Raw genomic sequence first — 22,302 nt, 5'->3', positions numbered from 1 at the left:
CACGAGCATCATAGGAGGATCCGGTGATCTACCTCAGCGTGCTCATCGCGCTGCTCCTGTGCATGGTGGCGCTCGATGCCCGCTTCCGGCTCTTCGTCTTCCACCGACCGGTCCCCGCGATCGCCGCACTGCTGCTGGGCACCGGCTTCTTCCTGGTGTGGGACCTCGCAGCGATCGCCCAGGGCATCTTCCTGCACATCGACTCCCCGCTCATGACCGGCGTGATGCTCGCTCCGCAGCTGCCGCTCGAGGAGCTCTTCTTCCTCCTGTTCCTCTGCTACCAGACGATGGTGCTGGCCACAGGCCTGGAGGCGTGGCGCACCCGGAAGGCGGAACGATGAGCTACCTCGCGCTGAACGCACCGTTCTTCGCAGTCGCAGTCGCGGTGCTCGGCGTCGCCCTCCTCCTGCGGCGCGTCACCCCGCGGCGGGCCGCGTCGCAGATCCTCGTCAGCGCGGTCGTGCTGTGCGCGCTCACGGCGGTCTTCGACAACCTGATGATCTATGTCGGCCTGTTCGAGTACGCAGAGGAGTCACTCGTGGGAATCCGCATCGGACTCGCCCCTCTCGAAGACTTCGCCTACCCCGTGGTGGCGGCGATCCTGCTGCCGAGCCTGCGCTGGCTGCTCTTCCCCGCAGGGGTCGAGAGGGGCGATCGGAGCACCCCGTCGGCGATCCGGTAGCTTCTGCGCTGCCGGATCTCCGCTCGAGCCGTTCCGCGCCGTCAGACCTCCGGTCGAGTGCTGCGACGTCGGCTGAGCAGGGTCACGAACGCCAGGATGAGTGCGAGCGCGCCGACGCCCATGCAGATGTACCCGACCATCGTCAGGTCCATCACTGACCAGCTGTCGCGCACCGCGAACGACAGGATGGCTCCTACCAGGATGAGGAATACTCCGACTCCGAAGCTCATGGTTCGTTCCTTTCGTGGAATCCTCTGCCATCCCCATCCTCGCACGGAGGACAGGGATTGTTGTGAGGACGTACTGTGAGGAGATGACCCCCACGCTGCCGTCCCCACTCGCGCTGTCACTGCCGAACGGGAACGGCCGCCGTGTGCTGGTGACCGGAGCCACGGGCTACGTGGGCGGACGGCTCATCCCGGAGCTGCTCGCGGCCGGCTTCCTGGTCCGGGCCTCGGCTCGCAGCGTCGATCGGCTCGCGGACAGACCGTGGTTCCACGAGATCGAGGCTGTCCAGGCCGACCTGCAGGAACCCGATGAGGTGCGCGCGGCCATGGAGGGCGTGCACACCGTCCTCTATCTGGTGCACTCCATGGGATCGGGCGGCGACTTCGTCGATCGCGAGGCCGCGATCGCGCGGACCGTCGCCGCGGCGGCCGCCGATTCCGGCGTCCAGCAGATGGTCTTCCTGGGCGGGCCACACCGTCTACACCGATGCGCGCGAACGGGCCGGGGACGCGTCGCCGGAAGCCGTGTGGGAGGTCCTCGAATCGATCGGCGGACGGCGCGGCTGGTACTCGGCACCGGCGCTGTGGAAGATCCGCGGCGTCCTCGACCAGGCGCTGGGCGGGTACGGGCTGGCCCGTGGCCGCAGGGACCCGGAGCGTCTGCGGGTCGACGACCCCGTCGACTGGTGGCGGGTGGAGTCCCTGGAACCGGGACGAGCGCTGACACTGCGGGCGGAGATGCGGGCCGGTGGGCGCGCCTGGCTGCAGTTCAGCGTCGACGCAGCGCCGGGCGGGGGATCGCGACTGCGCCAGCGCGCGGTCTTCATGCCCTCCGGAGTGCTCGGGCGCGCGTACTGGCGGGCGATCCAGCCGTTCCACGCACTGATCTTCCCGACCATGGCGAAGAACATCCTCGACGAGGCGGCGCGCCGGGGGAGCGGACCACGGGATGAGGCGCTGAGCCGCCGGCGGTGAGGATCACTGACGAGTTCGCGACCTGACAGGTCAGCGATTCCGTGGGTCGAGGAGGAGGAACTCCTCCTCTGCGCCGGACCCGGATCGTTCGTGTGCTCGCACGTCACGCCCGAGCCCAGAGCCCTCATCGACCTCGACCAAGCGGGCCGTCTCTGGTTCTTCGCCCGGGTGCCGTACGATCAGGTCGATGACGAACTCGACACGCGTGATGCCACGCTCACGATCGTCGGTGATTCTTGCTGGATCTCGGTCCTCGGGCGGGCGACCCCGCATCACGTGGACCTCCAGCAGATGCCGGGTTCGTGGCGCATGGATCCGCAGGTCGAGCACGAGCCCGGGGAGCACCGGCCGATGCTGTTCGCGGTGAGGCCGTCGACCGCTCACAGCGGGAGTTCCCCCGGCAGCACACCGGTATCGACCTCGATGCGCGGTGACGTCTCCGAACCCCTGCTGGAACCGTACTCGCCGATATCCGGGCCTGCGCGTCACCGGCTCCAGACACTGACAGAAAGCGAACATCTCTCATGACCACCGATTACGACGCCCCACGGAATCAGGACCAGGACAAGGGCGCCGCTCCTCTCGAGGAGTTCACGCAACAGGGCGCCCAGCGGCAGACGAACCAGATCGACGAGGACGAGACCGTCGTCACCGAAGGGCTCGAACTGCCGGGCGCCGACCTCTCAGGCGAAGAGCTCACTGTGCGGGTGCTGCCCCAGCAGAATGACGAGTTCACCTGCATGGAGTGCTTCCTGGTCCACCACATCTCCCAGGTGGCGACCGCAGAGGGAGAGGCGAAGGTCTGCGCAGACTGCGAGGCCTGAGTCCCGTCCAGCAGAGCAGACGTGCGCGACCGCGGCCGCGCACGGGAAGTAGCGGCTCGTTGACTATATCTGCTTGGCTCATAGGATGGGGTCCAGTGCAGCCGTCCGGCGAGGAGCAAGGTGTCATGCCAGAACCCGATCGAGCTGTCCGGCCCGCCGGTGTGAGGCTGCCGCAGTGACCGGCTCAGGCCCCACCTCACGCTCAGCCTCGGGCCCAGCCTCTGGCCCAACCTCTGGCTCGGCCGCCCGGTACGACCGCGTGGCCCGCGAGAGCGCGGACGCCGTGATCAGCGGCTACTCGACCTCCTTCGGGTGGGCGACCAGGCTGCTCGCCCGGGCGGAGCGCAGCGACGTGCGCAGCGTCTACGCGCTGGTCCGGGTCGCCGACGAGCTCGTCGACGATCCGCACCTCGGCCCCGATCCGGCGCTGCGCCGGCGCCTGCTGGACGGTCTCGAGGAGGAGACGCTGAGCGCCCTCGCCTCCGGACGCAGCGCCAACCTCGTGGTCCACGCCTTCGCGGGAGTGGCACGTCAGCACGGGATCGATGGGACTCTCGTCGAGCCGTTCTTCGCGTCGATGCGCGCAGACCTGACGCGGAGTGACCACACGGGCAGAAGCCTGGAGGAGTACGTGTACGGATCGGCGGAGGTCGTCGGACTGATGTGTCTGAAGATCTTCATCGCGGGCGACGCGGCAGCGTACGAACGGTTGAGTCCCTCCGCCCGCAGACTGGGTTCCGCCTTCCAGAAGGTGAACTTCCTGCGCGACCTCGCCGATGACTACGACGTGCTGGGTCGTCGGTACTTCCCGCAGGTGGACCCCGCTCGGTTCAGCGACGCCCATCGCGACGAGCTCCTCGACGACATCGACGACGACCTGGCAGTGGCGGCAGCCGGGATCGCGGAGCTGCCGGCGGGCAGCCGCCGTGCAGTCCTGGTCGCACATGCGCTCTTCGGTGCGCTGTCGCTGCGGCTGCGGCAGACACCGGCGGCGGAGATCCGCCGTACGCGGGTGCGGGTGCCCGACCGTCAGAAGGCGGTGATCCTGCTGGACGTGCTCACCAGGGACTGGCGGCCCGGTGCGGCCAGGCAGCGGCGCACACGGCCGCGTTCCTCGGCCTGACTGCGCCGCTGTGGGCGACTCGGACGCCGACTCATCCTGACTGCTCCTGGAGATCCTCGAGTGTGAACCTCCCCTTGCGCACGCCCCAGAGGATGCGTCGGGTGCGCACCACGCGCGGCAGTGCGATGACCAGCAGGCCGCCGAGCATGTTGAGCGGGATGACGATCGCGAACCACTGGGCGAAGTCGAGGACCGAGATATCCGCCCCGGCGAGCATCGCGGCGAAGATGACGATCGCATTGAGCGCCCCGTGCAGCATGCCGAAGCCGATCACGAGCAGGCCGGACACCATGCACGTGAGGGCGGTGACGACGTCGTTCGACGTCCCCTGCTGCATCCGGGTGGACAGTGTGATGGTGGCTCCTGCCAGCATGGACAGCGCACCCATGACCAGCAGCGACGACTGGTCGATGTAGCTCACCGCGTAGTCGGTGATCGTCGCGTGGTAGTCCGGCAGCCCCAGCACGATGAGCCACGCGAATGCCAGGCCTCCGAGCAGGTTCGTCACGAGCGTGACCGACCACAGGCGGAAGACCTGCATCCACGTGCCCTGCCCGGCGATCACTGCGTTCAGCGGCAGGAGGAACTCTTCGGTGAAGAGCTCGGAGTGCGCCAGCTTCAGCGCGAGGAGTCCGATGCCGAATGCCATGCCCGCCAGGATGTCCGAACCCGTGGCCTGTTTGACCAGCACCATCGCCAGGATGCCCAGTCCGACGTCGACCCCGCCGAAGAGTCCGGTGATGACGAGTTCGGGCCCCTTCCTGTTGAGGCGCTTGGAGCCTTCGACGACGGTCGTGGTCGCTTCATCGAGCAGCTCGTCCTCGATGTCGAAGTCGTTGCCGCCCAGCCGCTGGCGCTGCTCTTTCTGATCCATCCCATTGGGCCTTCCCCGTCGGTTGCTCCTATGGTCACCGCCTCCCGTCACGCTCCGGTCCCGTCACGCTCCGGCGACGCGGAGGTGTTCGATGAGGGCGTCCAGGCCCTCATCGAATTCGCGAGCCGCATGGTCAGCGTGCAGCAGATCCTGCAGTTCCGCCACTGTGGGGTGGTCCGCCGGGGCGATTTCCTCGGGGAAGGTCTCGCCCTCCCGGGACGCTGCGTCCAGCAGGAGGTGACCCAGGAGGAAGCTGGTGAACTCTCTGTAGGCCCGGACCGCATGTCTGGGGGAGCACCCGTGGGCGACGAGGGTGGAGAGGAAATGCTCGACCCAGCGGATGCTGCGCAGAGGCGGTCGCAGCCACGACACCTCCGGCGGTCGGGTGGCGACCAGGGAGAATGTCCGCGGGTGGGCGGCTTCCAGATCGCGCATCGCCGTGCCGACGGTGTGGAGGTACTCCTCCCAGGAATCACTCCCGGCGGTGATGCGCGGGTCGTCGAGGACGTCGTCGACGAGTCTGTCGACCACGGCCGCGAGCAGGTGGTCCTTGCCGGGCACGTGCCGGTACAGGGCCATGGCCTCGACGCCGAGTTGCGAGCCCAGCCCGCGCATCGTCAACGACTCGGGACCGTGGGCGTCGATGTGAGCAGTCGCGGCCTCGAGGATCCTCGTGCGATTGAGGCCTCTGGACATCGGGCCTTCTCCTCTGCGCGGCTGCCGGGGTCCGGCCCGGACCCCGGCAGCCGTCGTATGCCTGCGTGCTCCCGCGCGTGAGGAGTGCGGGACTCACGGCGTCGTCGCTCAGCGGTCGGTGCCTCCCGGGGCGTCGCCCTCGGGCTCCTGCGGCACTGCCTCGACGACCTGGTCCTTGTTCTCGAAGCGGCGCTCCGGCATCGTCCGCAGCGCCTGCAGGGTCTTTGCGTCTGCGCCCCGGACGGAGGCGTACTCGATCAGCTCGTCCTTCGTCGCGGGGAACTCGACGCCCTGCAGGGCCTTCGCCGCTCGGAGCTCGTCACGTGCAGTCATGGAAGTCCTCCTCTGGTGTCGCTTCTGTTCTCTGTGTTCTCTCTGATGAAATATCTGTCATCACTGTTCAGGCACGTCGAAGCGCAGGATCGCAGCGATCGCGTCCTCGACCTGCGAATCGATCAGCGAGACCTCTGCATCGGTCCGGACGCTCGCGGCGAGAAGCTCGGCCTCTCGTGCGGCAGGCCGGTCGTATTCGAGCAGGAGCGTCTCCACGGCGCCCATCTCCAGCGCCTGCGCAATGCGCTCGGATCCCTCGCCCGCGAGCCCGTGTGCCTTCGCGGCGGCGAACTGGTCTGCTCGCCGCTGAGCCGCGTCGGTGCTGAGGTCCTGTGCGAGGCGGTGGAGTTCGTTCGCGAGGGCTTCCTCCGCTCCGTCATCGTCCACTCCGCCCGCATCGGTCTCGGTGAAGTGCTCCCGGAGTGCGGGGGACAGCTCGTTCCGCAGCGCCGTGCGGCCCTGCACCCCGCCGGCCAGGACGATCAGGTCGGGCTTCCATGTCTTCGCCACGGAATCCATGTGCTCGGCGACCTCGCGGACGTTCTGCTTCACGACCTCGTCCGCCCTGCGCTGTATGTTCTTGTGCGACAGGGCACCCTCACGCGGCTTGTGAACGCTTTCGGGATCGTGGGAAGCGTCACCCACATGGTGTTCGACCTGGGTGTCGGCCGCCTGCGACTGCGCGACGGCCACCTGCCGCACGACGGCGCCGTGCCGGTCGGCGATCGCTACCAGCAGCCGCGCGGAGCGCGCGTGCTCGCGGACGAAGGCGCCGAGCTCCGGTTCCTTGCCCAGATGCGCCGCATCGCCGGCACCCAGAGCCGCATCCCACGCCTCGTCCAGGACCACGCCCGTGACATCGGCCACCAGCACGCGCCCGTTCGACTGCGCCTCGCCCGGTTCTGCACCGAGCACGGCCTCGTCGAGCGCGGAGAGCGCGGTGTCGGAGGCTCCGTCTTCGCTGAGGTGCCGACGGAGCTCCTCCCACCTGAGCCGCACCTGCTGCTGTGCGTCCTCGCCGGGGGAACGACCCTCCAGGTAGACCGTGACGAACGGCGCCTGTCCGTCGTAGACACGGCGTATCTCGTTCAGCTGCATGCGTCGACCTCCTCGTTCCCGCATGCCGCGGAAGCTGATGAGACTGCACGAGGTGCAGGGCCGGCGGCCCTCACGCGCAGTGTCGAACCCCTCGCGGCACGCGATCTGATGACAACCTGCGTTGCGTTCGTATACACGGTAAACACGCCGGGGAAGCCTGCGTCAACCATTGCCGGGGCGGCGAGGGAACGGGGCGTGCAGAACCACCGGCACAGCGATGAGTCCGCTCGTCGCCAGGTATCTACCTCGTGAGGGCACGCCCCTGGCGACCCAGGGCGTCGACGAGGAGGGGACGGGCCATGGCGGCCGATGAGCGATCTGCAGGGACGACACATCGATGGTGGGTGCTGGCCGTGGTGTGCATGGCGATGTTCATGGGAGTGCTGGACTCGACGAGTGTGTATGCGGCGCTGCCGGTGATCGCGCTCGACGTGGGGTTCGCCCCGGCGGAGGTCCAATGGGTGCTCACCGCCTACAGGGCGGCGATCGACGGACTGCTGATCGTCGTGACCCTGTACGCACAGCAGGTACTGGGACTGTCCGCGCTCCAGTTCGGCATGGCGACGGCGATCATGACCGTGACCTCGGTCGTCGGGGTGATGGCCGGACAGCACCTGGTGACGCGGGCAGGGTTCCGAGCCGTCGCCACCGGGGGCCTGATCCTGCTGATGTTCGCCTGCGTGGTGCTGAGCCGGCTGTCGGTCGACGGCACGGTCGTCGGCGATCTACTGGCTGGGCTCGTCGTGTTCGGTGCCGGTATGGGGGTGGCATTCGTCGCCGGCCAGATCGCAGCGCTGGCGGGGGTGGCCGACCATGATGCGGGATTGGCGGCGGGTCTTGCGGAGACGGCCTTCGCCGTCGGCACCACCCTGGGGGCGGGGCTCGCCTCCGCGATCGCGATCGGCTTCGCGACACGCGGCACCGCGGGTCCGCCATCGGCGGCTGAACTGACCGGAGGTCTCGCGGCTGCGCTCTACGGCCTGGCCGCGCTGGCGGCGATCGGAGCACTGGGTGCTGCGGTCCTCCTCCGCACGCCCCGTACAGCCACAGAGAGGATCGCGACCTCATCATGACGCCTTCGAACGTGACGCCTTCGGACGACGACTTCGACCGCCAGACCAGACCGTTCCGCTCGGAGCTGCTGGCGCACAGCTACCGCATGCTGGGATCGGTCCACGATGCCGAGGATGCCGTCCAGGAGACCTATCTGCGCGCCTGGCGCGGCTACGAGGGCTTCGAGGGGCGCTCTTCGATCCGGACCTGGCTGTATCGGATCGCGACCAATGTCTGCCTGCGCGCACTGGAGAACCGCAGTCGTCGGGCGCTGCCCACCGGCCTGGGCGGTCCTGGCCAGGACCCCGCGGCTGAACTGGCTCAATGGCCGGAACGTCCCTGGCTGGAGCCGGTCCCGGACACGATGCTCGGCAGGTACGCCTGCGACGCCGGGGACCCGCTCGCCGCGATGACCCGCCGCCAGAGCGTGAGGCTGGCGTTCATCGCGGCCCTGCAGCATCTGGCCCCGCGTCAGCGTGCCGTGCTCGTGCTGCGTGAGGTCCTGGCCTTCAGCGCCGCCGAGGTCGCGGCGATGCTCGACACGACTGCGGCAGCGGTCAACAGCCTGCTGCAGCGGGCACGGTCCCAGATCGCTGACGTCCGGCCCGAGGAAGTCGCGATCCACGAGCTGCATCCGGGGAGGGAGCGCGATCTGCTGGACCGCTTCGTCGCGGCGATGCATGCCCATGACACCAGGGGACTCGTGGCTGTTCTGACCGAGGACGCGGTCTATGAGATGCCACCGTTCCCCGCATGGTTCCGTGGCGCCGAGGTGATCGGTCGCATGGTCGGTGCTCAGAGTCCTGCGGAGGGTCCCGGCGATCATCTCCTCGTGCCCACCGCGGCCAATGGCCAACCGGCCTTCGGGCTCTACATGCCCGACGAATACGGCATCCACAGGGCCTTCAATCTGCAGGTGCTCACCGTCACCCCAGCCGGGATCTCGCACATCGTCGCCTTCTTCGCCCTGCGCGTGTTCGCCCGGTTCGGCCTGCCGGAGACCGCGACGCCGTGATGACGGTGGGCACGAGGGAGCCGGGGTCTCCGGTCGCTCGGGTCAGTGGCCACCTGCACTGTCACTGTCGAGTGTGCTGCCGAGGGGCCAGACCTCGACGACACCGTGGGCGACTGCACACGGGGTCTGGGACGCCATGGCGATCGCCTCGTCGAGGCTGCTGGATTCGATCACGGTGAAGCCCGCCACGGGAAGGGAGGACTGCATGAACGGTCCGTCTGCGGTCTCCGTTCCCGCTGCGTCGTGATTGCGGACCTGGACAGGTGCCCCCGCGACGCCCATGCGTGCACCACCAGCACGGAGCCGATCATCATGTGCATGAGCGGTATCTCGCGTCGCGGTGTCCGTGCGGTCGTAGCCTTCCTGGTCTCCGTATCCGATCATGATGAAGGTGGGCATGGTGTTCCTTTCAGTGATGAGGCGGTCGGGGCCGCTGCTCACACGGCTGTGCATGCGGTTCCACGAGTCGTCCAGACGACTGGCGCAGAGCTGCGCTCAGATGTCCAGGCCGAAGTCCAGGCAGCCGGCCGAGTGGGTCAGCGCCCCGATGGAGATGATGTCCGGACCGGCCTCGGCCAGTCCGCGCACGGTCTCGACGTCGACTCCGCCGGAGACCTCGACGATCACGGGTGCAGGATGCGCACGCACCTGGGCGACACCGCGGGCGATGAGATCGGGCCCCATGTTGTCCAGCAGCACCGCGTGCACCACCGGCGGAAGGCCCTGGCCGATGCGCGCGTGATCCAGGGCCAGGAGTTCGCTCAGCTGGGCCAGGGTGTCGACCTCCACCTCCACCTGGACCATGTGCCCGGTCCGTGCCGCCAGTCGGGTGAAGACCTGCTCCACCCCGCCTGCCAGCGCGATGTGGTTGTCCTTGACGAGGATCGCGTCGTGGAGCCCGAAGCGGTGATTGACCCCGCCGCCGTGTCGGACGGCCTCCTTCTCCAGTGCGCGCAGACCGGGCGTGGTCTTGCGGGTATCGGCGATGCGAGCGCCGGTGCCCTCGATGAGGCCGACCAGGTGGGCGGTCCGCGTCGCCACGGCGGACAGGCGGCCGAGGAAATTCAGTGCTGTCCGCTCGGCTGTCAGCACCGACCGGGCCTGGCCGCTGAACTCAGCGAGCGATGCACCGGCGTGGAAGGCGTCCCCGTCGGAGAATGACCAGGTGACCTCCAGCGCGGGATCGACGGCCCGCACGACCGCTTCCGCGACCGAGGTGCCGGAGAGCACCCCGTCGGTGCGGGCGACGAGGCGGGCGGAGCCGCTGCCGGGTGGGACGGTGATCGCGGAGGTCAGGTCGCCGATGTCGCCGAGGTCCTCGACCAGTGCCCGCTTCGCCAGCGGATCGAGGGCGAGGCCGATCATGCGGTGATCTCCGATCCGACGGGCGTCCTGCGGTGGGGGCTCACGAGATCTCCAGCATGCGCGTGATCGATCGGCGCGCCGGCTCCACCAGATCGGGATCCAGCTCGATCTCGTGCGTGCCGGTCTCCAGGGCCCGGCGGATGGCGCCCAGTGTGTTGCGCTTCATGTGGGGGCACAGATTGCAGGGGCGGACGAAGTCGGTGTCCGGGTGACCGGCGGCGACGTTGTCACTCATCGAGCACTCGGTGATGAGTGCGACGCTGCGGGGCCTGTTCACCTCGACGAAGCTCTGCATCTGTGCGGTCGATCCGGAATGGTCGGCCGCAGCGACGACCTCGGGCGGACATTCGGGGTGGGCCAGGACCGTCACGCCCGGGTTGCCGTCGCGGATGTCCCGGATGTCGTCCGGTGTGAAGCGCTCGTGGACTTCGCAGGCGCCCGGGTGGGTGATGACGCGGACCCCGGTGCGCGCGGCGATGTTCTGCGCCAGGTACTGGTCGGGCACCATGATCACCTCGGGCACGCCGAGCGATTCGATCACCTCGACCGCATTGCCGGAGGTGCAGCAGATGTCGCTGGCGGCCTTCACATCGGCGGACGTGTTCACGTAGGTCACCACCGGGGCGCCGGGGTGCTGACGCCGCAGTTCGGCGATGTCGGCCGGCGTGATCGATTCGGCCAGGGAGCAGCCCGAGCGCAGGTCCGGCAGCAGCACCCGCTTCTGCGGGCTCAGCAGCTTCGCGGTCTCGGCCATGAAATGCACTCCCGCCAGCACGATCGTGCTCGCCTCGACGTGCTGCGCCTCGCGGGCCAGCGCCAGGGAGTCCCCGCCGAAGTCCGCGACCGCGTGGAAGATCTCCGGAGTCATGTAGTTGTGGGCCATGATCACTGCGTCGTGCTCGGCCTTGAGGCGCTCGATCGCCTCGATGTCGTCGATGAAGGTCGCCCACTCGACCTCGGGGATGAGGTGCTGGACCTTCGTCCATGCAGGGTGCTCCGTTGCTGACCTGACTGTCGTCATGGCTGCCTCCGTTCATTGCTCACTCTGAGCATAAGGGTGAGCACCAGCATAATGCTCAGAGTGAGTAGAAGGAAGGGGTCTGCTCAGTGCGCGTGGAATTCAGCGTGCGTGGGGGATGGGTGCCTTGGTCCCGACCTGGCGGCGGTCTTCGATGACTTCGCGCCGGAAGCGGTGAAGCTGGGCGGGGCGTCCTCCGGTGCGGACCACTCGCTCGGTTGCCTCGACCAGCCGGTCCTGGCGGATGGAGCGGCGGAAGTTCTGGGTGTGCACGCGCTGACCGATCAGGGCCTCGACCACGTCCTGGAGCTGGCCCAGGGTGAACTCCTCCGGCATCAGTTCGGCGACCAGGGGCGCGTACTGGAGCTTGGCGCGGAGCCGGGACAGGCCGGTGGCCAGGATGCGGCGGTGGTCCCACATCATCCGAGGGCCGGTCCAGGGGGTGTCCGCCGGGGCCTCGGGCGATTCGCCCACCAGGCCCGCCTCCCACAGCAGCTCGTAGCGCTGAAGCGCCAGTTCCGGGCGCCACGGGCGCTCGTCCCGGCCGAAGAGATGTGCGATGCGGCGACGCCTTTCGGAGGAGTCATCGCGCTCGGCCCAGGGGCGGAGTGCGGCAGCCATGTCGTCCACGAGCGTCACAGCGGACGGATCCCGCTGGTCCTCCCACGGCAGCAGCGTCGTGAGCGACTGCCAGTCGTCGGCACTGCGGATCTCACGGGTGAGCCCGAGGTAGCTGATGGAGATGGTCCGGTGGTCATGCTGACCGCGCCCCAGATCCGCGAAAGTGTACAGCTGCTCGACGTACCCGAGCCGGTGCCCGGTCTGGTCGGCGGCGAACGCGCGGACGCCGGCCTGCAGGGAGGTGTGGTCATCGCGAAGCGGGCCCGACGGCAGGCGGGCCGGATCGCCGGGGGCCAGGACGTCGGCACCGTCGTCGCCGACGGAGAGGACGACGGCCACCAGCTCGGCATGCAGCTCGGGGCCCATGATTCCTCCTGTTGTCCGACGTCCCCGCGCCGCCGTTCGATCAGCCGCGGGTCTCGAGGGTCACGCTACTGGAATGTCGCGGTGCTGACCGGCGGCGGGTCTCAGAGTCGCGCGCCGCGTGTCGCGAGCCGCGCGTCGCGGTCTCGACCCGCACACGTCGACCCGCACACGTCGACCCGCACACGTCGACGAGCCCGTCCACTCGGAGCGGTGTCGAGGGGCGGGGACCCGTCGTAGTGTGGATACATGGAGCATTCCGCAGGAGAACACGTCGCCGAGCAGCGAGGCGTCACGGTCGCACGGACGGGCTTCGAGCGCTACCGCGTGACGACGAGCGCCGGGGTGGAGCTGGAGTTCGGTCGGGGCGAGGGGCTCGTCGATCCCGTCGACATGCTGCTCGCCGGACTGGCCGGATGCATGGCGGTGAGCATCGACAGACCGCTCACGCGCGCCGGGGAGCCCCAGCGGTTCGACGTCGACGTCGTCGCGGACAAGCTCACGGATGAGGCGATGGCGACCCGTCTGCAGAACCTCCGGGTGGACGTCGACGTGGAGTTCGCGGACTGGACCCGCAAGCAGGACCCCCAGGCGTTCGTCGAGAAGCTGCTGCACGCAGCCCACAGCACGCACTGCACCGTCTCCCGCACGATCGAGGCCGGCGCCCGCGTCGATGCGGACGCGACGGTCGCGGTGACCGGGACCTCGGCGGCGGTGGAGCGCGAATGAGCGCGACGCCGTCGTAGTGTGAGCCCATGGAGTGTGCATGGGTGAGCTGACGGAACCGGCGAGCGGCGAGTATCGCGAATCAGCGAAGGGCGACGGTTCGACGCTGGCCTTCCCGGACGGCGCTGCGAAGCGTGAGCGGATCGCGTTCCGACTGGACCTCGTGGAGAAGAACGGCCTGCTGGTCATCGGGCGTGCTGCCAAGGGCGCGATCATCGGACGCGTCGTGGGCAGCGTGCTCATCGGCGTGCTCGGTCTCGCCGTCCTCGTCCTGGGTGCGGAGAGCCTCGTCGGGGCAGCCGGGTTCCTGCTGTTCGTGGTGTTCGGCATCGTTCTCCCGGTCTTCAGCGTGAAGCGGCACCGGCAGGACTACAGCCTCGAGCTCACTCCTGAGGCGTTCACTGTGATCCGACGTGTCGGGCGTACGCAGGAGACGGTGCACCGCGTCTCCTGGCCGAACGTCGTGCAGGTGGGAACGGTGCGCTTCGGACACCAGCCCGAAGCGCCGAACATCCCCTCCGTCGTGGTCCTGGGCGCCTCGGGCATCGGGCGGCGTCCGCTGGTCCGCACGCTCTTCACCCGTGAGATCCGCGGCGAACGGGTCACACTGAACCAGCCGCTGGCAGTCGGCCGGTGGGAGCTGGTGGACCTTCTCACCGAAGCGCAGAAGAGATTCGCGCCGAAGAGGCAGGAAGGGCCGAAGGGCGCCGGGCCTGCGTTCGACTGGCCCGACTGAGGTTCAGCGGGCTGGGGGCTCAGCCCTTCTTCGCGTCCCGTGCGGCCTTCGCCGCCGCCTTCATCGCCTTCTTGTTCTCCCGCACGCGGAACAGCGAATCCTCATCGCGCACATCTGCGATCGACAGGAACGCATCGTCCGGCCCAAAAGCACCTGAGGCCTCTCGCCAGCCCTCCGCCGTGAGGTCGAACTGCTTACCCAGCAGCGCGACGAAGATCTTCGACTTCTGATCACCGAAGCCCGGCAGCGCCTTGAGGCGCTTCAGGACATCGCGGCCCGTGGGCTCGGAGCCATCCTTCGCAGGCGCGGTCCAGAGGTTCTCCGCGATGCCGTCGTAGTCGTCGACGAGGGTCTGGGCCAGCGCCTGGACCCGTGTGGCCATCGAACCGGGGTAGCGGTGAACGGCGGGCTTCTCCTGGAATGCGGCGAGCAGCGCGTCGGGGTCCAGTGCGGCGACGGCTGCAGGGGTGAACTCCTCCAGCCGCTCGAAGAGCTTCTGCGGACCCGCGAACGCAGATTCCATCGTCACCTGCTGATCGAGCAGCATGCCGACCATGAGTGCGAAGCGGTCGTGGGCGAGCAGTTCATCGGCCTGCGGGTCGGTGGAGAGGTACACGGGAGTCATGCCCTCCATCCTGCCGCATGCGGGAGGGGAGCGGGACTGCAGCAGGCGTGGGGACCTCGGCGACGGGCCCGGTCAGCGGATCTCTCGACCGCCGAACAGCCGTTCGAGCGGGATGGTCCCGTCCTGCCACGGCAGCAGGACCCAGACCACCACGTAGAGCCCGATCCCCACGACGGGCAGCAGGAACGAGAGGAGGACCAACAGGCGGACCAGCCACACGTTGAGACCAGTGGCGGCTGCGAGTCCTCCCGAGATCCCTCCGGCAAGACGCTGGGGACCGCGACGGAATCCGAGCTTTCGAATGGACGAGAAGAATGCGTTCATGGTGTCAACGGTATGCGCGGTGGCCACGGACCGCAGTGACGCTGGCCGTCCGACGGCACGGGGGAAAACCAGAAGCCGAGGTCGCGGACGACCGCCGTTCCCCGCAGATGATCGTGCCCGTAGTGTCGTCGGCATGACGACGGGACAAGCGCTCGAGGCGGAGGCGCGGCAGACGGCGGAGCGCATCGGCAGGCGCCGGAGGGGCGTGGTCGTCGGAGTGCGGAGGGGCGCGGAGACGTCCGTCGTCGGAGCCGGAGACACCGGCCGAGGTGCTGTTCCCGATGCTCAGACCCTTGTCGAGATCGGCTCCATCACCAAGGTATTCACCTCCCTGCTGCTGGCTGACGGCGTCGTGCGGGGAGACTGGGAGCTGCAGACCCCGGTCCGGGAGCTGCTGCCGGACGGCGCGTCGGTCCCCGGCCGGGCCGATGCCGCGGTGACCCTGCAGCATCTGGCGACGCACACCTCGGGCCTGGTGCGCTCGCCGTCCCGCATCGGACTGCGGCAGAGCCTTCGCTTCCTGCAGTTCGGCCACGACGTGTACGCGGGCTTCAGCGGCGACGACCTGCTGGAGGCACTGGCGACCACGCGGCTGCGGCGGAAGCCAGGCACTGGCGGAGTGACGTACTCGAACTTCGGATTCGGCGTGCTGGGGCATGCTCTCGCCCACGCGCTGGGGCAGGACTTCGGGCAGGCGGTCACGGAGCGGATCTGCAAGCCGCTGGGCCTGATCGACACGGCGACCGACTGGCAGTTGACTGACGAGCAGCGGGAGCGTTCGGCACAGGGGTTCCGCGGTCGCACGCGGCCGGCTGCGCCCTGGCCGCTCGAGGGGCTGCCCGGAGCCGGGGCACTGCGGTCGACGGCTTCGGATGTGCTGACATTCCTCCAGGCGCAGCTGGAGCCCGACAGCACGCCCTTGACGGAGGCGATCCGGCTGACGCATCAGACTCCGGCCGGCGGACCTGCGGGCATGGGGCTGGGCTGGCATCGTGCGGGGACGCAGGTGCTGTGGCACAACGGCGGTACCGGAGGATTCCGTACGATCGCGGCAGTCCGACCCGGTGAGGGCACTGCGGTGACGGTGCTGGTGAATCAGGCGGCGGGTGCGGACCTCGCGGCGCTGCGGCTGCTCAAGCGCGTGTCGTGAGGATTCCGGCCGCGGTTGATAGAGTTCATGAGTGACCCCGATCATATCCCATCGTGTGGGGGCGCCGGGGTCTGATGCGAACCCGCACGAGCGGGCCTCGGAACTGAAGAAGGACGGTGCGGTGATGGGGACCTCGGAAGCAGTGGAGATCCTGTCGGTCGACACGTGCTGGGAGCTGCTGCGCAGCACGACTGTGGGGCGCCTGGCGGTGCAGACGGCGAACGGGCCGGACATCTTCCCGATCAACATCGCGGTGGACGGCGGGACGCTCGTGTTCCGGTCGGCCGAGGGCACGAAGGTGTCCGCAGCGCTGAACGGGCCGGTGGCTGTCGAAGCCGACGGCCGCGACCCGGACGCAGATCACGCGTGGAGTGTCGTGGTGAAGGGCCACACGCAGCGGATCCACAAGTCCGAGGAGGTCCTCGCCACCGTGGATATTCCGCTCGTCCCCTGGCACAAGGGGGAGAAGCCGCTCTTCCTGCGGGTGCAGGCTCGACAGGTCACCGGCCGTCGGTTCCCGATCGCGGGGCCCGAGGCCTGGTGGACGCCCCTTTCGGAGGCACCTCTCACCGCGGAGGATTGACGAGGACCGCGGTCCTCACACCGCGTAGCCGGTGGTGGGGCCCTTCGTGTTCGGCTCCCAGCCCAGAGCGGGGGCGACGTGGTCCGCGAACGACCGCAGCAGGTGGACGTTGAAGTCGACGCCCAGCTGGCTGGGGATCGTCAGCATGAGGGAGTCCGCGCTCATGACGGCCGCGTCGTCCTGCAACTGGCTGATGAGTTCGTCCGGCTCGCCCACGTAGGTGCGGCCGAACGTGGAGCGATGGCCGTCGATCACGCCGATCTGATCCGCGCCCTGACCCTGGCGCAACTGGTAGAACTGCTTGTCCTGCTCCGAGACGACGGGGAAGACGCTGCGGCTCACCGAGATCCGTGGCGTGCGTGCGTGGCCGGCCTCCTTCCACGCCTGGCGGTAGAGATCGATCTGCTCGGCCTGCAGGTCGCCGAACGACTGGCCGGTCGCCTCCGTCAGCAGCGTCGAGCTCATGAGGTTGACGCCCTTCTGCGCAGCCCAGACGGCGGTGTCGCGAGATCCGGCACCCCACCACAGGCGCTCGACGAGGCCGGGGGAGTGCGGTTCGAGCGGCAGCTTCTGCCCCGGGCCGAACTGCGCGGGATCGGCAGGTGCGACGGGACGACCGGAGATCGCCTCGAGCAGCCGTTCGAACTTCTCCCGTGCGATGTCAGCGCCGCGGGGGTCCGTGGAGCCGGTGTAGCCGAAGGCCTCCCAGCCGCGCAGAGCCGGTTCCGGTGACCCGCGGGAGATCCCGAGTGCGATCCGATTGTCGGCGATCAGGTCGAGTGCCGCCGCCTCTTCTGCGAAGTAGTACGGGTTCTCATACCGCATATCGTGGTTGCAACGCCCGTTCACGTAGGCTTGGTTGCATGGTCGAACTGGTAGCGCTGAGGAAGACGAACGAGGTGGCCGCGTACGTCCGCGCCTCCATGGACCGCAAGGGCGACCGCTGGACGGTCGATACGCAGCTGAGGAAGATCAGGGCGCTGGCCGAGGCCAAGGACTGGAACGTCGTCGAGGTCTACGAGGACAACGCGGTGTCGGCGACGAAGAAGCGCCGCGCTGGCACCCGGTGGGCCGAGATGCTGGACGACGCCCGCGCGGGCCGGTTCTCGATGGTGGTCGCCGTGGACATGGACCGGCTCCTGCGCAGCACGAAGGACCTGAACACGCTGATCGACCTCGGTCTGCGCGTCGTCACCGTGGACGGCGAGATCGATCTCTCGACGGCGGACGGCGAGTTCCGGGCGACGATGCTCGCCGCTCTCGCCCGGTTCGAGGCGCGTCGCAAGGCCGAGCGACAGATCAGGTCGAACGAGCGCCGACGTGCCGAGGGCATCCCCACGTCCGCCTGGAAGGCGTTCGGATGGTCGAGGGAGGGTGAGCTGATCGAGGAAGAGGCCGACGCGGTTCGGCGGGCCTTCGACGCGTTCCTCGGCGAGCCGTCGCTGTCGATCCGGCGCATCCGCGAGGACCTGAACAGCGCTGGTCACCTCACCGCCCGCGGCTCGGAATTCTCCGTCGATGCCGTGCGCTACCTGCTCGCGAACCCGCTTTACTGTGGCTACATCAAGCACTACGCATCCGGCGAGCTGTACCCGGTGCAGGGCGAGGCGTTCCCGCCCATCGTCAGCGAGCAGACGTGGCGGACCGCGGTGGCGAAGCTGGAGGACAACGTGCGGAGGTCGGCCAGGCAGGGCAACCAGCCGAAATACCTCCTGTCGACGATCGGGCTGTGCGGGAAGTGCGGTGCGACGCTCGTCTCGGGGACGAACAGCCGCAAGCAGCCGACGTATCGCTGCGGCGAGCAGTTCCACCTCACCCGCCAACGCGAGCCCGTCGATGCGATGGTCACCGAGGCAGTGCTCACCCGCCTGTCGTCGGTGGACGTGCACGACCTCGTGATGCCGCAGGAGGACGACGGGCCGGACCGCGAGGAGCTGCTGACCGAGCGGAACGCCCTGGTCGAGCGCGTAAAGGAGCTGAGCCCGCTGCTGCGCGACATCCATCAGCCGGTCCTGGAGATCACCGCGGCGATCAACGACGTGAAGGTCCGCATCGACGAGATCGACGCGGAGCTGCTCGACCGCTCGGTATCCGTGGCGGCGAAGCTGCTGGCAGACGTGGAGGAGGCGGTCGGCACCGCGGAGCGTCGCGAGGTTGTCGAGTCGAAGTGGAAGGCGTTGGACATAGACCGCCGCCGGATGCTCGTGGACGAGCTGGTGACTGTGACCATCGAGCCCATCGCGCCCGGTCACGTGAAGTTCGACCCCGACCTCATTCGCATAGAGCCGCGTCGCGACTGACTCATGAGTCAACTCGTCATTGCAATGGTGAGTCGACTCGTGGGAGAGTGGTTGCAGACAAGAAGATCCCACCGGGGCCGCGACTTAGAAGCGCGGGGTTCTGCTCCCGGATGAGTAGCCGGTCAAACAGCCCAACTACCGTGGCGGGGAACCGGAAGATACTCATATCTGAGGACTTCCGATGTCTGTCGTTATCGACGTTCCCCGCGCATCCGCGCTTGACTGCCCTGCTCTCGATCAGGACTCGTCTCCCGTTCCGCATGCTGATGGGCTCGATCCCGTCATCGCCGCCGCCCGCGCCGCCGGTCGCCGAGCCGGTGAGCGCCTGGCACTCACTCCGCTGACGCCGCGACAGCGCGCCGCCGTCGCCGCCGTGATGGGCGGTGGTCGCTGATGAGCGCGAACTCCGCCGCCTTCGATCACCTGACCAGCTTCCGCTGGCGACAGGGCGACCCGTCCCTCGCCGATGGCGAGGCCCAGCTCTACGACCTCGGCGTGCTCCGCTCCGTGCTGGAGGAGGCCGTCGAGATCGCCGTCGCCGACGCCCGCGCCGACGGGGTGACCTGGGCCAGGATCGGCGACGCCCTCGGCGTCACGCATCAGGCTGTCATCAAGCGCTACGGCCGGGGCGGTGGTCGCTGATGCACGCCGACGCACGCAACCTCAGCACCGCACCCGCCGACCTGACCCCGCCCGGAGGGCCTGGCCTGGCACCCGCCGAAGGCGGGCTGCCCATCGCCGTGATGACGGTCCGCAGCCGTGCTTCGCACTCCAAGAGTTTCGGAGAGTCCATTCGTTCCTACGGGCGCGGCAAGGGCTTGTCGATTGCCGCGTTTTGCTACGAAGTCGCTGGTCAGACACGCATTGCGCGTTCGACCCACCTCGTCACCACGTGGGGTCATTTGCGGTCTCATTTGGGGGTCAATAGGGGGTCAATTAACCCTGAGACGGTCGATGTGCTCCTCCTCTGGGCTCCGGTCGGGGGTGGTCGTCGTGGCTAAGCAGGAGAACAGCCCCACGATCATCGGCCTCACCCAGTACCTCGACCCTGGGTACTGGTCGTGGACCGATGCGGAGAAGCAGGTGCTCGCGACCGGTGACGCCGGGGAGATCGGCGAGGTTGTCACTCGTCGGCTCGAGGCTGATGGTCGTGAGGTCGAGTCCGTCTACGCGATCGTCCATGACAAGGACGAGCGCGAGGTCTAGTCCGACATCGAGCAGCGGCTCGTCATGGAGCTCAAGCCTCGGCACATCCACATAGTGATCAAGTTCAAGTCACGTGCTGCGAGCGCAACGATCGACCGTCTGGCCCAGGTGATCGGCGTCGAGCCCCAGTACGTTGAGAAGCCCGGTCGCGGCCGCTACGCGCATGACAACATGCTGAGCTACCTCACGCATGCCAAGTACGCGGATAAGCACCAGTACGGGCCCGTCGAGGTCGCCACGGTGCGTGGGCCCGACTACGTCGGCATCGACGCACAACGTCGTGGGACCTGGCTGAAGGGTCGTGCCCACGTGAAGAAGAAGCGCGTGGCCGAAGACTTCGAGGACATGCGGGAGCGGGTGCTCCAGGGCGAGATCACCCGTGATCAGATCATGCTCACCGATGACCTGTTCGACATCTACTCCCGGCACACGCGGGAGATCGATGATGCGCTGTCTGCCTACGGCCAGCGCCGTGCGTACCGGGCTGCTGCGAAACTCCGGGCCGGTGAGTTCTCCACCCACGTCGTGTTCGTTCACGGGGAGGCCGGCGTCGGCAAGACCCGGTTCGCCTCGGAGTTCGTCGCGACCGCGATCAATGCCGCGAACGTCCACGGCGAGCGGTGGCAGGTCTACCGCGCCGCGACCGGGAATCCGCTCGACGATTGGAGCGGCGAAGAGGTCATCCTGCTCGATGATCTGCGTGCCTCGGCGATGGATGCGAACGACTGGCTGCTGCTGCTCGATCCGTACAACGCCTCGCCTGCGAAGGCCCGCTACAAGAACAAGGGCGAGGTGGCCCCCCGCCTCATCGTCATCACGGCCACCATTGAGCCGGTCGAGTTCTTCTACTATGCCCGCCAGAAGGGCAACGTAGACGAGGCTCTGGACCAGTTCATCCGCCGCCTGGCCTCGGTCGTGAAGGTCTTCCGCGCCGATGACATCAACCGTTACCGCGTGCAGCACATCGGGAAGATCGAGCCCTACGAATGGAGGCAGCCGTACCGGGGCGTCTCATCGATGTACGTCGGCGCCAGGCGTGAACTGACCTATGGCCCCGATTGCGCAGTCGAGCACGACGCGGAGGGGGCTGTCGATGAGCTTTTGAGCGGGCTCGCGGTGCGCAGCTCCGATGTGCCGCTGGCATTGGTTGAGGGAGGTGCGGCATGAGCACCGAACTGGATGGGCATCACCAGGGGGTCGAGGGGGCCGGAGGCCCCTCGCAAGCTAGCCAAGGAGGACACAAGCGAAGCGCCGTGTCCGACGCGGCTACTGCTTGCCATCCGGCTGTACAGGTGGAGCAGCAGACCGACTCCCAGGTGAACACCGGTCGGGATGCTGCGGAGGCTGTGCGGCCGGATCACGGCGGCGCGAAGCGTCGTCGTGGCGGCGGCGGGCGGCTCGATACCCGCTTCGGCGAGGAGACGCTCGAGGCGATTCGCACTCGTGCGAATCGCCTCGGGCTGGCTCCGAGCACGTGGGTGCGGACCGTGGTGCGCGACGCTCTCCATGCGTCTCGGACCGAAGAGCTGGATGCCGCCGTGGCCGCACATCTGCTCGACGTGGAGAGCCGCGTGCAGGCATCGGCAGATGCTCGGGAGCTTGCCTCCCAGGTGCGCCCGCTGGCCATCAACATCAACGACCTGGACCGCCGCGCACGGGCCGGTGAGTCGGTGGCGCTGTCGGCGGACGTGCCCGAGCTGATCGAGCTGCTGCGCGAGATCCGCGCCCTGCTCGGAGATCGGACGGCCTCATGAGCACCACCCACTACAGCCCGAGTGCCAGCGCTGCGGACACCGAGAGCTACATCCGGGGCAAGGAGGACGAGCGCGGGGTCGCGATCACGTGCGATGTGCCAGGCGGTCCTGGCGCGTTCTCGGCGCGTGCCCAGGCGCTGACGCAGAACACGAAGCGCGAAGTCGAGGCGCTGCACTACCGGCAGTCGTTCAGCGACGAGGAGTTCGACTCGAAGATTCCCGAGCACGTGCAGCGGGTGAACGATCTGGGCTACCAGCTCGCGAAGAAGATGCACCCCCATGCCGACACGCTCGTGGTCACGCATACCGATGGGCGGGGCCGCAAGGCCCACAACCATGTCTTGGTCATCAACCACAACAACAGGACCGGTAAGGCGCTCTCGGACTACCGCACTTTCCACGACCGCAAGGCCGGGAACCAGCGGGGCGTGCAGTCGGCCAACGACGAGTTGATGCGCGATCACGGGCTCTCGGTCGTCAATCGCCTGGAGCACGCACCGAAGGACTGGGAGCTCCGCCGGGAGGACTTCGTCCAAGGCGGGCTCGACCGTGAGATGGGCGACCGGATGAGCGCCGCCTTGGCCGACCCCCGGTCGGTGGACAAGGCCGGCCTCGAAGCGGTGATCGAGGA

Annotated in this window: 27 protein-coding genes and 3 pseudogenes; 18 read left to right on the top strand and 12 right to left on the bottom strand. The window is 68.2% G+C overall.

What is annotated here, in order from left to right; all coding sequences use genetic code 11:
* Window positions 1-23: 23 nt before the first annotated feature.
* Together BJEO58_RS13270 and BJEO58_RS13265 are read left to right on the top strand one after the other, a co-directional pair.
* On the top strand, window positions 24-341 hold the full coding sequence (locus tag BJEO58_RS13270; protein WP_101589949.1) for a lycopene cyclase domain-containing protein: 318 nt from the start codon (window positions 24-26) through the stop codon (window positions 339-341).
* Entirely contained in the window at window positions 338-682 is a 345-nt protein-coding gene (locus tag BJEO58_RS13265) for a lycopene cyclase domain-containing protein (RefSeq protein ID WP_101589948.1), read from the top strand. Before BJEO58_RS13270 ends, BJEO58_RS13265 begins: the two co-directional genes overlap by 4 nt.
* 41 nt (window positions 683-723) lie before the next feature.
* Here the strand turns inward: BJEO58_RS13265 and BJEO58_RS13260 are convergent, their stop codons facing one another.
* Complete coding sequence (locus BJEO58_RS13260) at window positions 724-912, bottom strand: DUF6458 family protein (RefSeq protein ID WP_101589947.1); 189 nt, start codon at window positions 910-912, stop codon at window positions 724-726.
* 83 nt (window positions 913-995) lie between these two features.
* Between BJEO58_RS13260 and BJEO58_RS13255 the strand changes: the two are divergent.
* The 4 genes and pseudogenes from BJEO58_RS13255 (at window position 996) to BJEO58_RS13240 (ending at window position 3,831) form a co-directional block, all read left to right on the top strand.
* Window positions 996-1,884, top strand: a pseudogene (locus BJEO58_RS13255) (SDR family oxidoreductase).
* Window positions 1,885-1,974: 90 nt separating this feature from the next.
* On the top strand, window positions 1,975-2,412 hold the full coding sequence (locus BJEO58_RS13250) for a hypothetical protein (RefSeq protein WP_101589946.1): 438 nt from the start codon (window positions 1,975-1,977) through the stop codon (window positions 2,410-2,412).
* Window positions 2,409-2,708: a DUF4193 domain-containing protein gene (locus BJEO58_RS13245; RefSeq protein ID WP_101589945.1), complete on the top strand. Its 300-nt coding sequence runs from the start codon at window positions 2,409-2,411 to the stop codon at window positions 2,706-2,708. Before BJEO58_RS13250 ends, BJEO58_RS13245 begins: the two co-directional genes overlap by 4 nt.
* A 259-nt stretch (window positions 2,709-2,967) precedes the next feature.
* Window positions 2,968-3,831, top strand: a complete 864-nt coding sequence (locus tag BJEO58_RS13240) for a phytoene/squalene synthase family protein (RefSeq protein ID WP_246076037.1) — start codon at window positions 2,968-2,970, stop codon at window positions 3,829-3,831.
* Between the two features lie 31 nt (window positions 3,832-3,862).
* Here BJEO58_RS13240 and BJEO58_RS13235 read toward each other — a convergent pair whose 3' ends face one another.
* The 4 genes from BJEO58_RS13235 to BJEO58_RS13220 all read right to left on the bottom strand — a co-directional run bounded on the left by BJEO58_RS13235 (window position 3,863) and on the right by BJEO58_RS13220 (window position 6,832).
* Entirely contained in the window at window positions 3,863-4,705 is an 843-nt protein-coding gene (locus tag BJEO58_RS13235; protein ID WP_101589943.1) for a formate/nitrite transporter family protein, read from the bottom strand.
* A 63-nt stretch (window positions 4,706-4,768) separates the two neighbouring features.
* Window positions 4,769-5,401: a TetR/AcrR family transcriptional regulator gene (locus BJEO58_RS13230; RefSeq protein WP_101589942.1), complete on the bottom strand. Its 633-nt coding sequence runs from the start codon at window positions 5,399-5,401 to the stop codon at window positions 4,769-4,771.
* Between the two features lie 108 nt (window positions 5,402-5,509).
* Window positions 5,510-5,734 (bottom strand): DUF2795 domain-containing protein, encoded by a 225-nt coding sequence (locus BJEO58_RS13225; protein ID WP_101589941.1) that lies wholly within the window; start codon window positions 5,732-5,734, stop codon window positions 5,510-5,512.
* A 60-nt stretch (window positions 5,735-5,794) separates the two neighbouring features.
* Window positions 5,795-6,832, bottom strand: a complete 1,038-nt coding sequence (locus BJEO58_RS13220) for a baeRF2 domain-containing protein (RefSeq protein ID WP_101589940.1) — start codon at window positions 6,830-6,832, stop codon at window positions 5,795-5,797.
* A 299-nt stretch (window positions 6,833-7,131) separates the two neighbouring features.
* On the opposite strand from BJEO58_RS13220, the gene BJEO58_RS13215 reads away from it, so the two are divergent.
* The gene (locus BJEO58_RS13215) at window positions 7,132-7,905 is read left to right on the top strand and encodes an MFS transporter (RefSeq protein WP_101589939.1); all 774 of its coding nucleotides are present in this window, start codon (window positions 7,132-7,134) and stop codon (window positions 7,903-7,905) included.
* Window positions 7,902-8,900, top strand: coding sequence for a sigma-70 family RNA polymerase sigma factor (locus BJEO58_RS13210; RefSeq protein ID WP_101589938.1), 999 nt, complete (start codon window positions 7,902-7,904; stop codon window positions 8,898-8,900). The genes BJEO58_RS13215 and BJEO58_RS13210 overlap by 4 nt, the downstream gene beginning before the upstream one ends.
* Window positions 8,901-8,942: 42 nt before the next feature.
* Here BJEO58_RS13210 and BJEO58_RS13205 read toward each other — a convergent pair whose 3' ends face one another.
* The 4 genes from BJEO58_RS13205 to BJEO58_RS13190 form a co-directional block, all read right to left on the bottom strand.
* Window positions 8,943-9,299 carry a YciI family protein gene (locus BJEO58_RS13205; RefSeq protein ID WP_101589937.1) on the bottom strand — a complete coding sequence of 119 codons (357 nt, stop codon included), beginning with the start codon at window positions 9,297-9,299 and terminating at the stop codon, window positions 8,943-8,945.
* Window positions 9,300-9,395: 96 nt separating this feature from the next.
* Entirely contained in the window at window positions 9,396-10,265 is an 870-nt protein-coding gene (gene nadC / locus BJEO58_RS13200; RefSeq protein ID WP_101589936.1) for a carboxylating nicotinate-nucleotide diphosphorylase, read from the bottom strand.
* 40 nt (window positions 10,266-10,305) lie between these two features.
* Entirely contained in the window at window positions 10,306-11,286 is a 981-nt protein-coding gene (gene nadA, locus BJEO58_RS13195; RefSeq protein ID WP_101589935.1) for a quinolinate synthase NadA, read from the bottom strand.
* A 99-nt stretch (window positions 11,287-11,385) separates the two neighbouring features.
* The gene (locus tag BJEO58_RS13190) at window positions 11,386-12,270 is read right to left on the bottom strand and encodes an NUDIX hydrolase (protein ID WP_101589934.1); all 885 of its coding nucleotides are present in this window, start codon (window positions 12,268-12,270) and stop codon (window positions 11,386-11,388) included.
* A 246-nt stretch (window positions 12,271-12,516) separates the two neighbouring features.
* Between BJEO58_RS13190 and BJEO58_RS13185 the strand changes: the two genes are divergently transcribed.
* Complete coding sequence (locus BJEO58_RS13185) at window positions 12,517-12,996, top strand: OsmC family protein (protein WP_101589933.1); 480 nt, start codon at window positions 12,517-12,519, stop codon at window positions 12,994-12,996.
* Window positions 12,997-13,033: 37 nt separating this feature from the next.
* Window positions 13,034-13,729, top strand: coding sequence for a hypothetical protein (locus BJEO58_RS13180; RefSeq protein WP_101589932.1), 696 nt, complete (start codon window positions 13,034-13,036; stop codon window positions 13,727-13,729).
* 19 nt (window positions 13,730-13,748) lie between these two features.
* On the opposite strand, the gene BJEO58_RS13175 is transcribed toward BJEO58_RS13180, so the two are convergent.
* Window positions 13,749-14,354, bottom strand: coding sequence for an HhH-GPD-type base excision DNA repair protein (locus BJEO58_RS13175; RefSeq protein ID WP_180951957.1), 606 nt, complete (start codon window positions 14,352-14,354; stop codon window positions 13,749-13,751).
* Between the two features lie 72 nt (window positions 14,355-14,426).
* Complete coding sequence (locus BJEO58_RS13170) at window positions 14,427-14,678, bottom strand: PspC domain-containing protein (RefSeq protein WP_101589967.1); 252 nt, start codon at window positions 14,676-14,678, stop codon at window positions 14,427-14,429.
* 133 nt (window positions 14,679-14,811) lie between these two features.
* On the opposite strand from BJEO58_RS13170, the gene BJEO58_RS13165 reads away from it, so the two are divergent.
* Together BJEO58_RS13165 and BJEO58_RS13160 are read left to right on the top strand one after the other, a co-directional pair.
* Complete coding sequence (locus BJEO58_RS13165) at window positions 14,812-15,828, top strand: serine hydrolase domain-containing protein (RefSeq protein ID WP_180951956.1); 1,017 nt, start codon at window positions 14,812-14,814, stop codon at window positions 15,826-15,828.
* 31 nt (window positions 15,829-15,859) lie between these two features.
* Window positions 15,860-16,411, top strand: coding sequence for a pyridoxamine 5'-phosphate oxidase family protein (locus BJEO58_RS13160; RefSeq protein ID WP_308297871.1), 552 nt, complete (start codon window positions 15,860-15,862; stop codon window positions 16,409-16,411).
* A gap of 15 nt (window positions 16,412-16,426) precedes the next feature.
* On the opposite strand, the gene BJEO58_RS13155 is transcribed toward BJEO58_RS13160, so the two are convergent.
* The gene (locus BJEO58_RS13155; protein ID WP_101589929.1) at window positions 16,427-17,236 is read right to left on the bottom strand and encodes an LLM class flavin-dependent oxidoreductase; all 810 of its coding nucleotides are present in this window, start codon (window positions 17,234-17,236) and stop codon (window positions 16,427-16,429) included.
* A gap of 38 nt (window positions 17,237-17,274) precedes the next feature.
* Here BJEO58_RS13155 and BJEO58_RS13150 point away from each other — a divergent pair, with 38 nt between their 5' ends.
* The 6 genes and pseudogenes from BJEO58_RS13150 to BJEO58_RS15355 form a co-directional block, all read left to right on the top strand.
* Window positions 17,275-18,711 (top strand): recombinase family protein, encoded by a 1,437-nt coding sequence (locus tag BJEO58_RS13150; RefSeq protein WP_006358979.1) that lies wholly within the window; start codon window positions 17,275-17,277, stop codon window positions 18,709-18,711.
* Window positions 18,712-18,892: 181 nt separating this feature from the next.
* Complete coding sequence (locus BJEO58_RS13145; RefSeq protein WP_006215449.1) at window positions 18,893-19,105, top strand: hypothetical protein; 213 nt, start codon at window positions 18,893-18,895, stop codon at window positions 19,103-19,105.
* Window positions 19,105-19,353 carry a hypothetical protein gene (locus tag BJEO58_RS13140; RefSeq protein ID WP_006215448.1) on the top strand — a complete coding sequence of 83 codons (249 nt, stop codon included), beginning with the start codon at window positions 19,105-19,107 and terminating at the stop codon, window positions 19,351-19,353. Before BJEO58_RS13145 ends, BJEO58_RS13140 begins: the two co-directional genes overlap by 1 nt.
* 342 nt (window positions 19,354-19,695) lie before the next feature.
* Window positions 19,696-21,084 (top strand): annotated as a pseudogene (locus BJEO58_RS13130) (Rep family protein).
* Window positions 21,081-21,671: a hypothetical protein gene (locus BJEO58_RS13125; RefSeq protein WP_101589928.1), complete on the top strand. Its 591-nt coding sequence runs from the start codon at window positions 21,081-21,083 to the stop codon at window positions 21,669-21,671. The pseudogene BJEO58_RS13130 and the gene BJEO58_RS13125 overlap by 4 nt, the downstream one beginning before the upstream one ends.
* Window positions 21,668-22,129, top strand: a pseudogene (locus BJEO58_RS15355) (relaxase/mobilization nuclease domain-containing protein); the annotation flags it as partial. The gene BJEO58_RS13125 and the pseudogene BJEO58_RS15355, both read left to right, overlap by 4 nt.
* Window positions 22,130-22,302 lie beyond the last annotated feature (173 nt).

It is taken from the genome of Brevibacterium jeotgali (assembly GCF_900169175.1).
Classification (GTDB): Bacteria; Actinomycetota; Actinomycetes; order Actinomycetales; family Brevibacteriaceae; genus Brevibacterium; species Brevibacterium jeotgali.
Note: the sequence above shows the minus strand (reverse complement) of the source record. Positions and strands in the feature narration are given on the sequence as shown.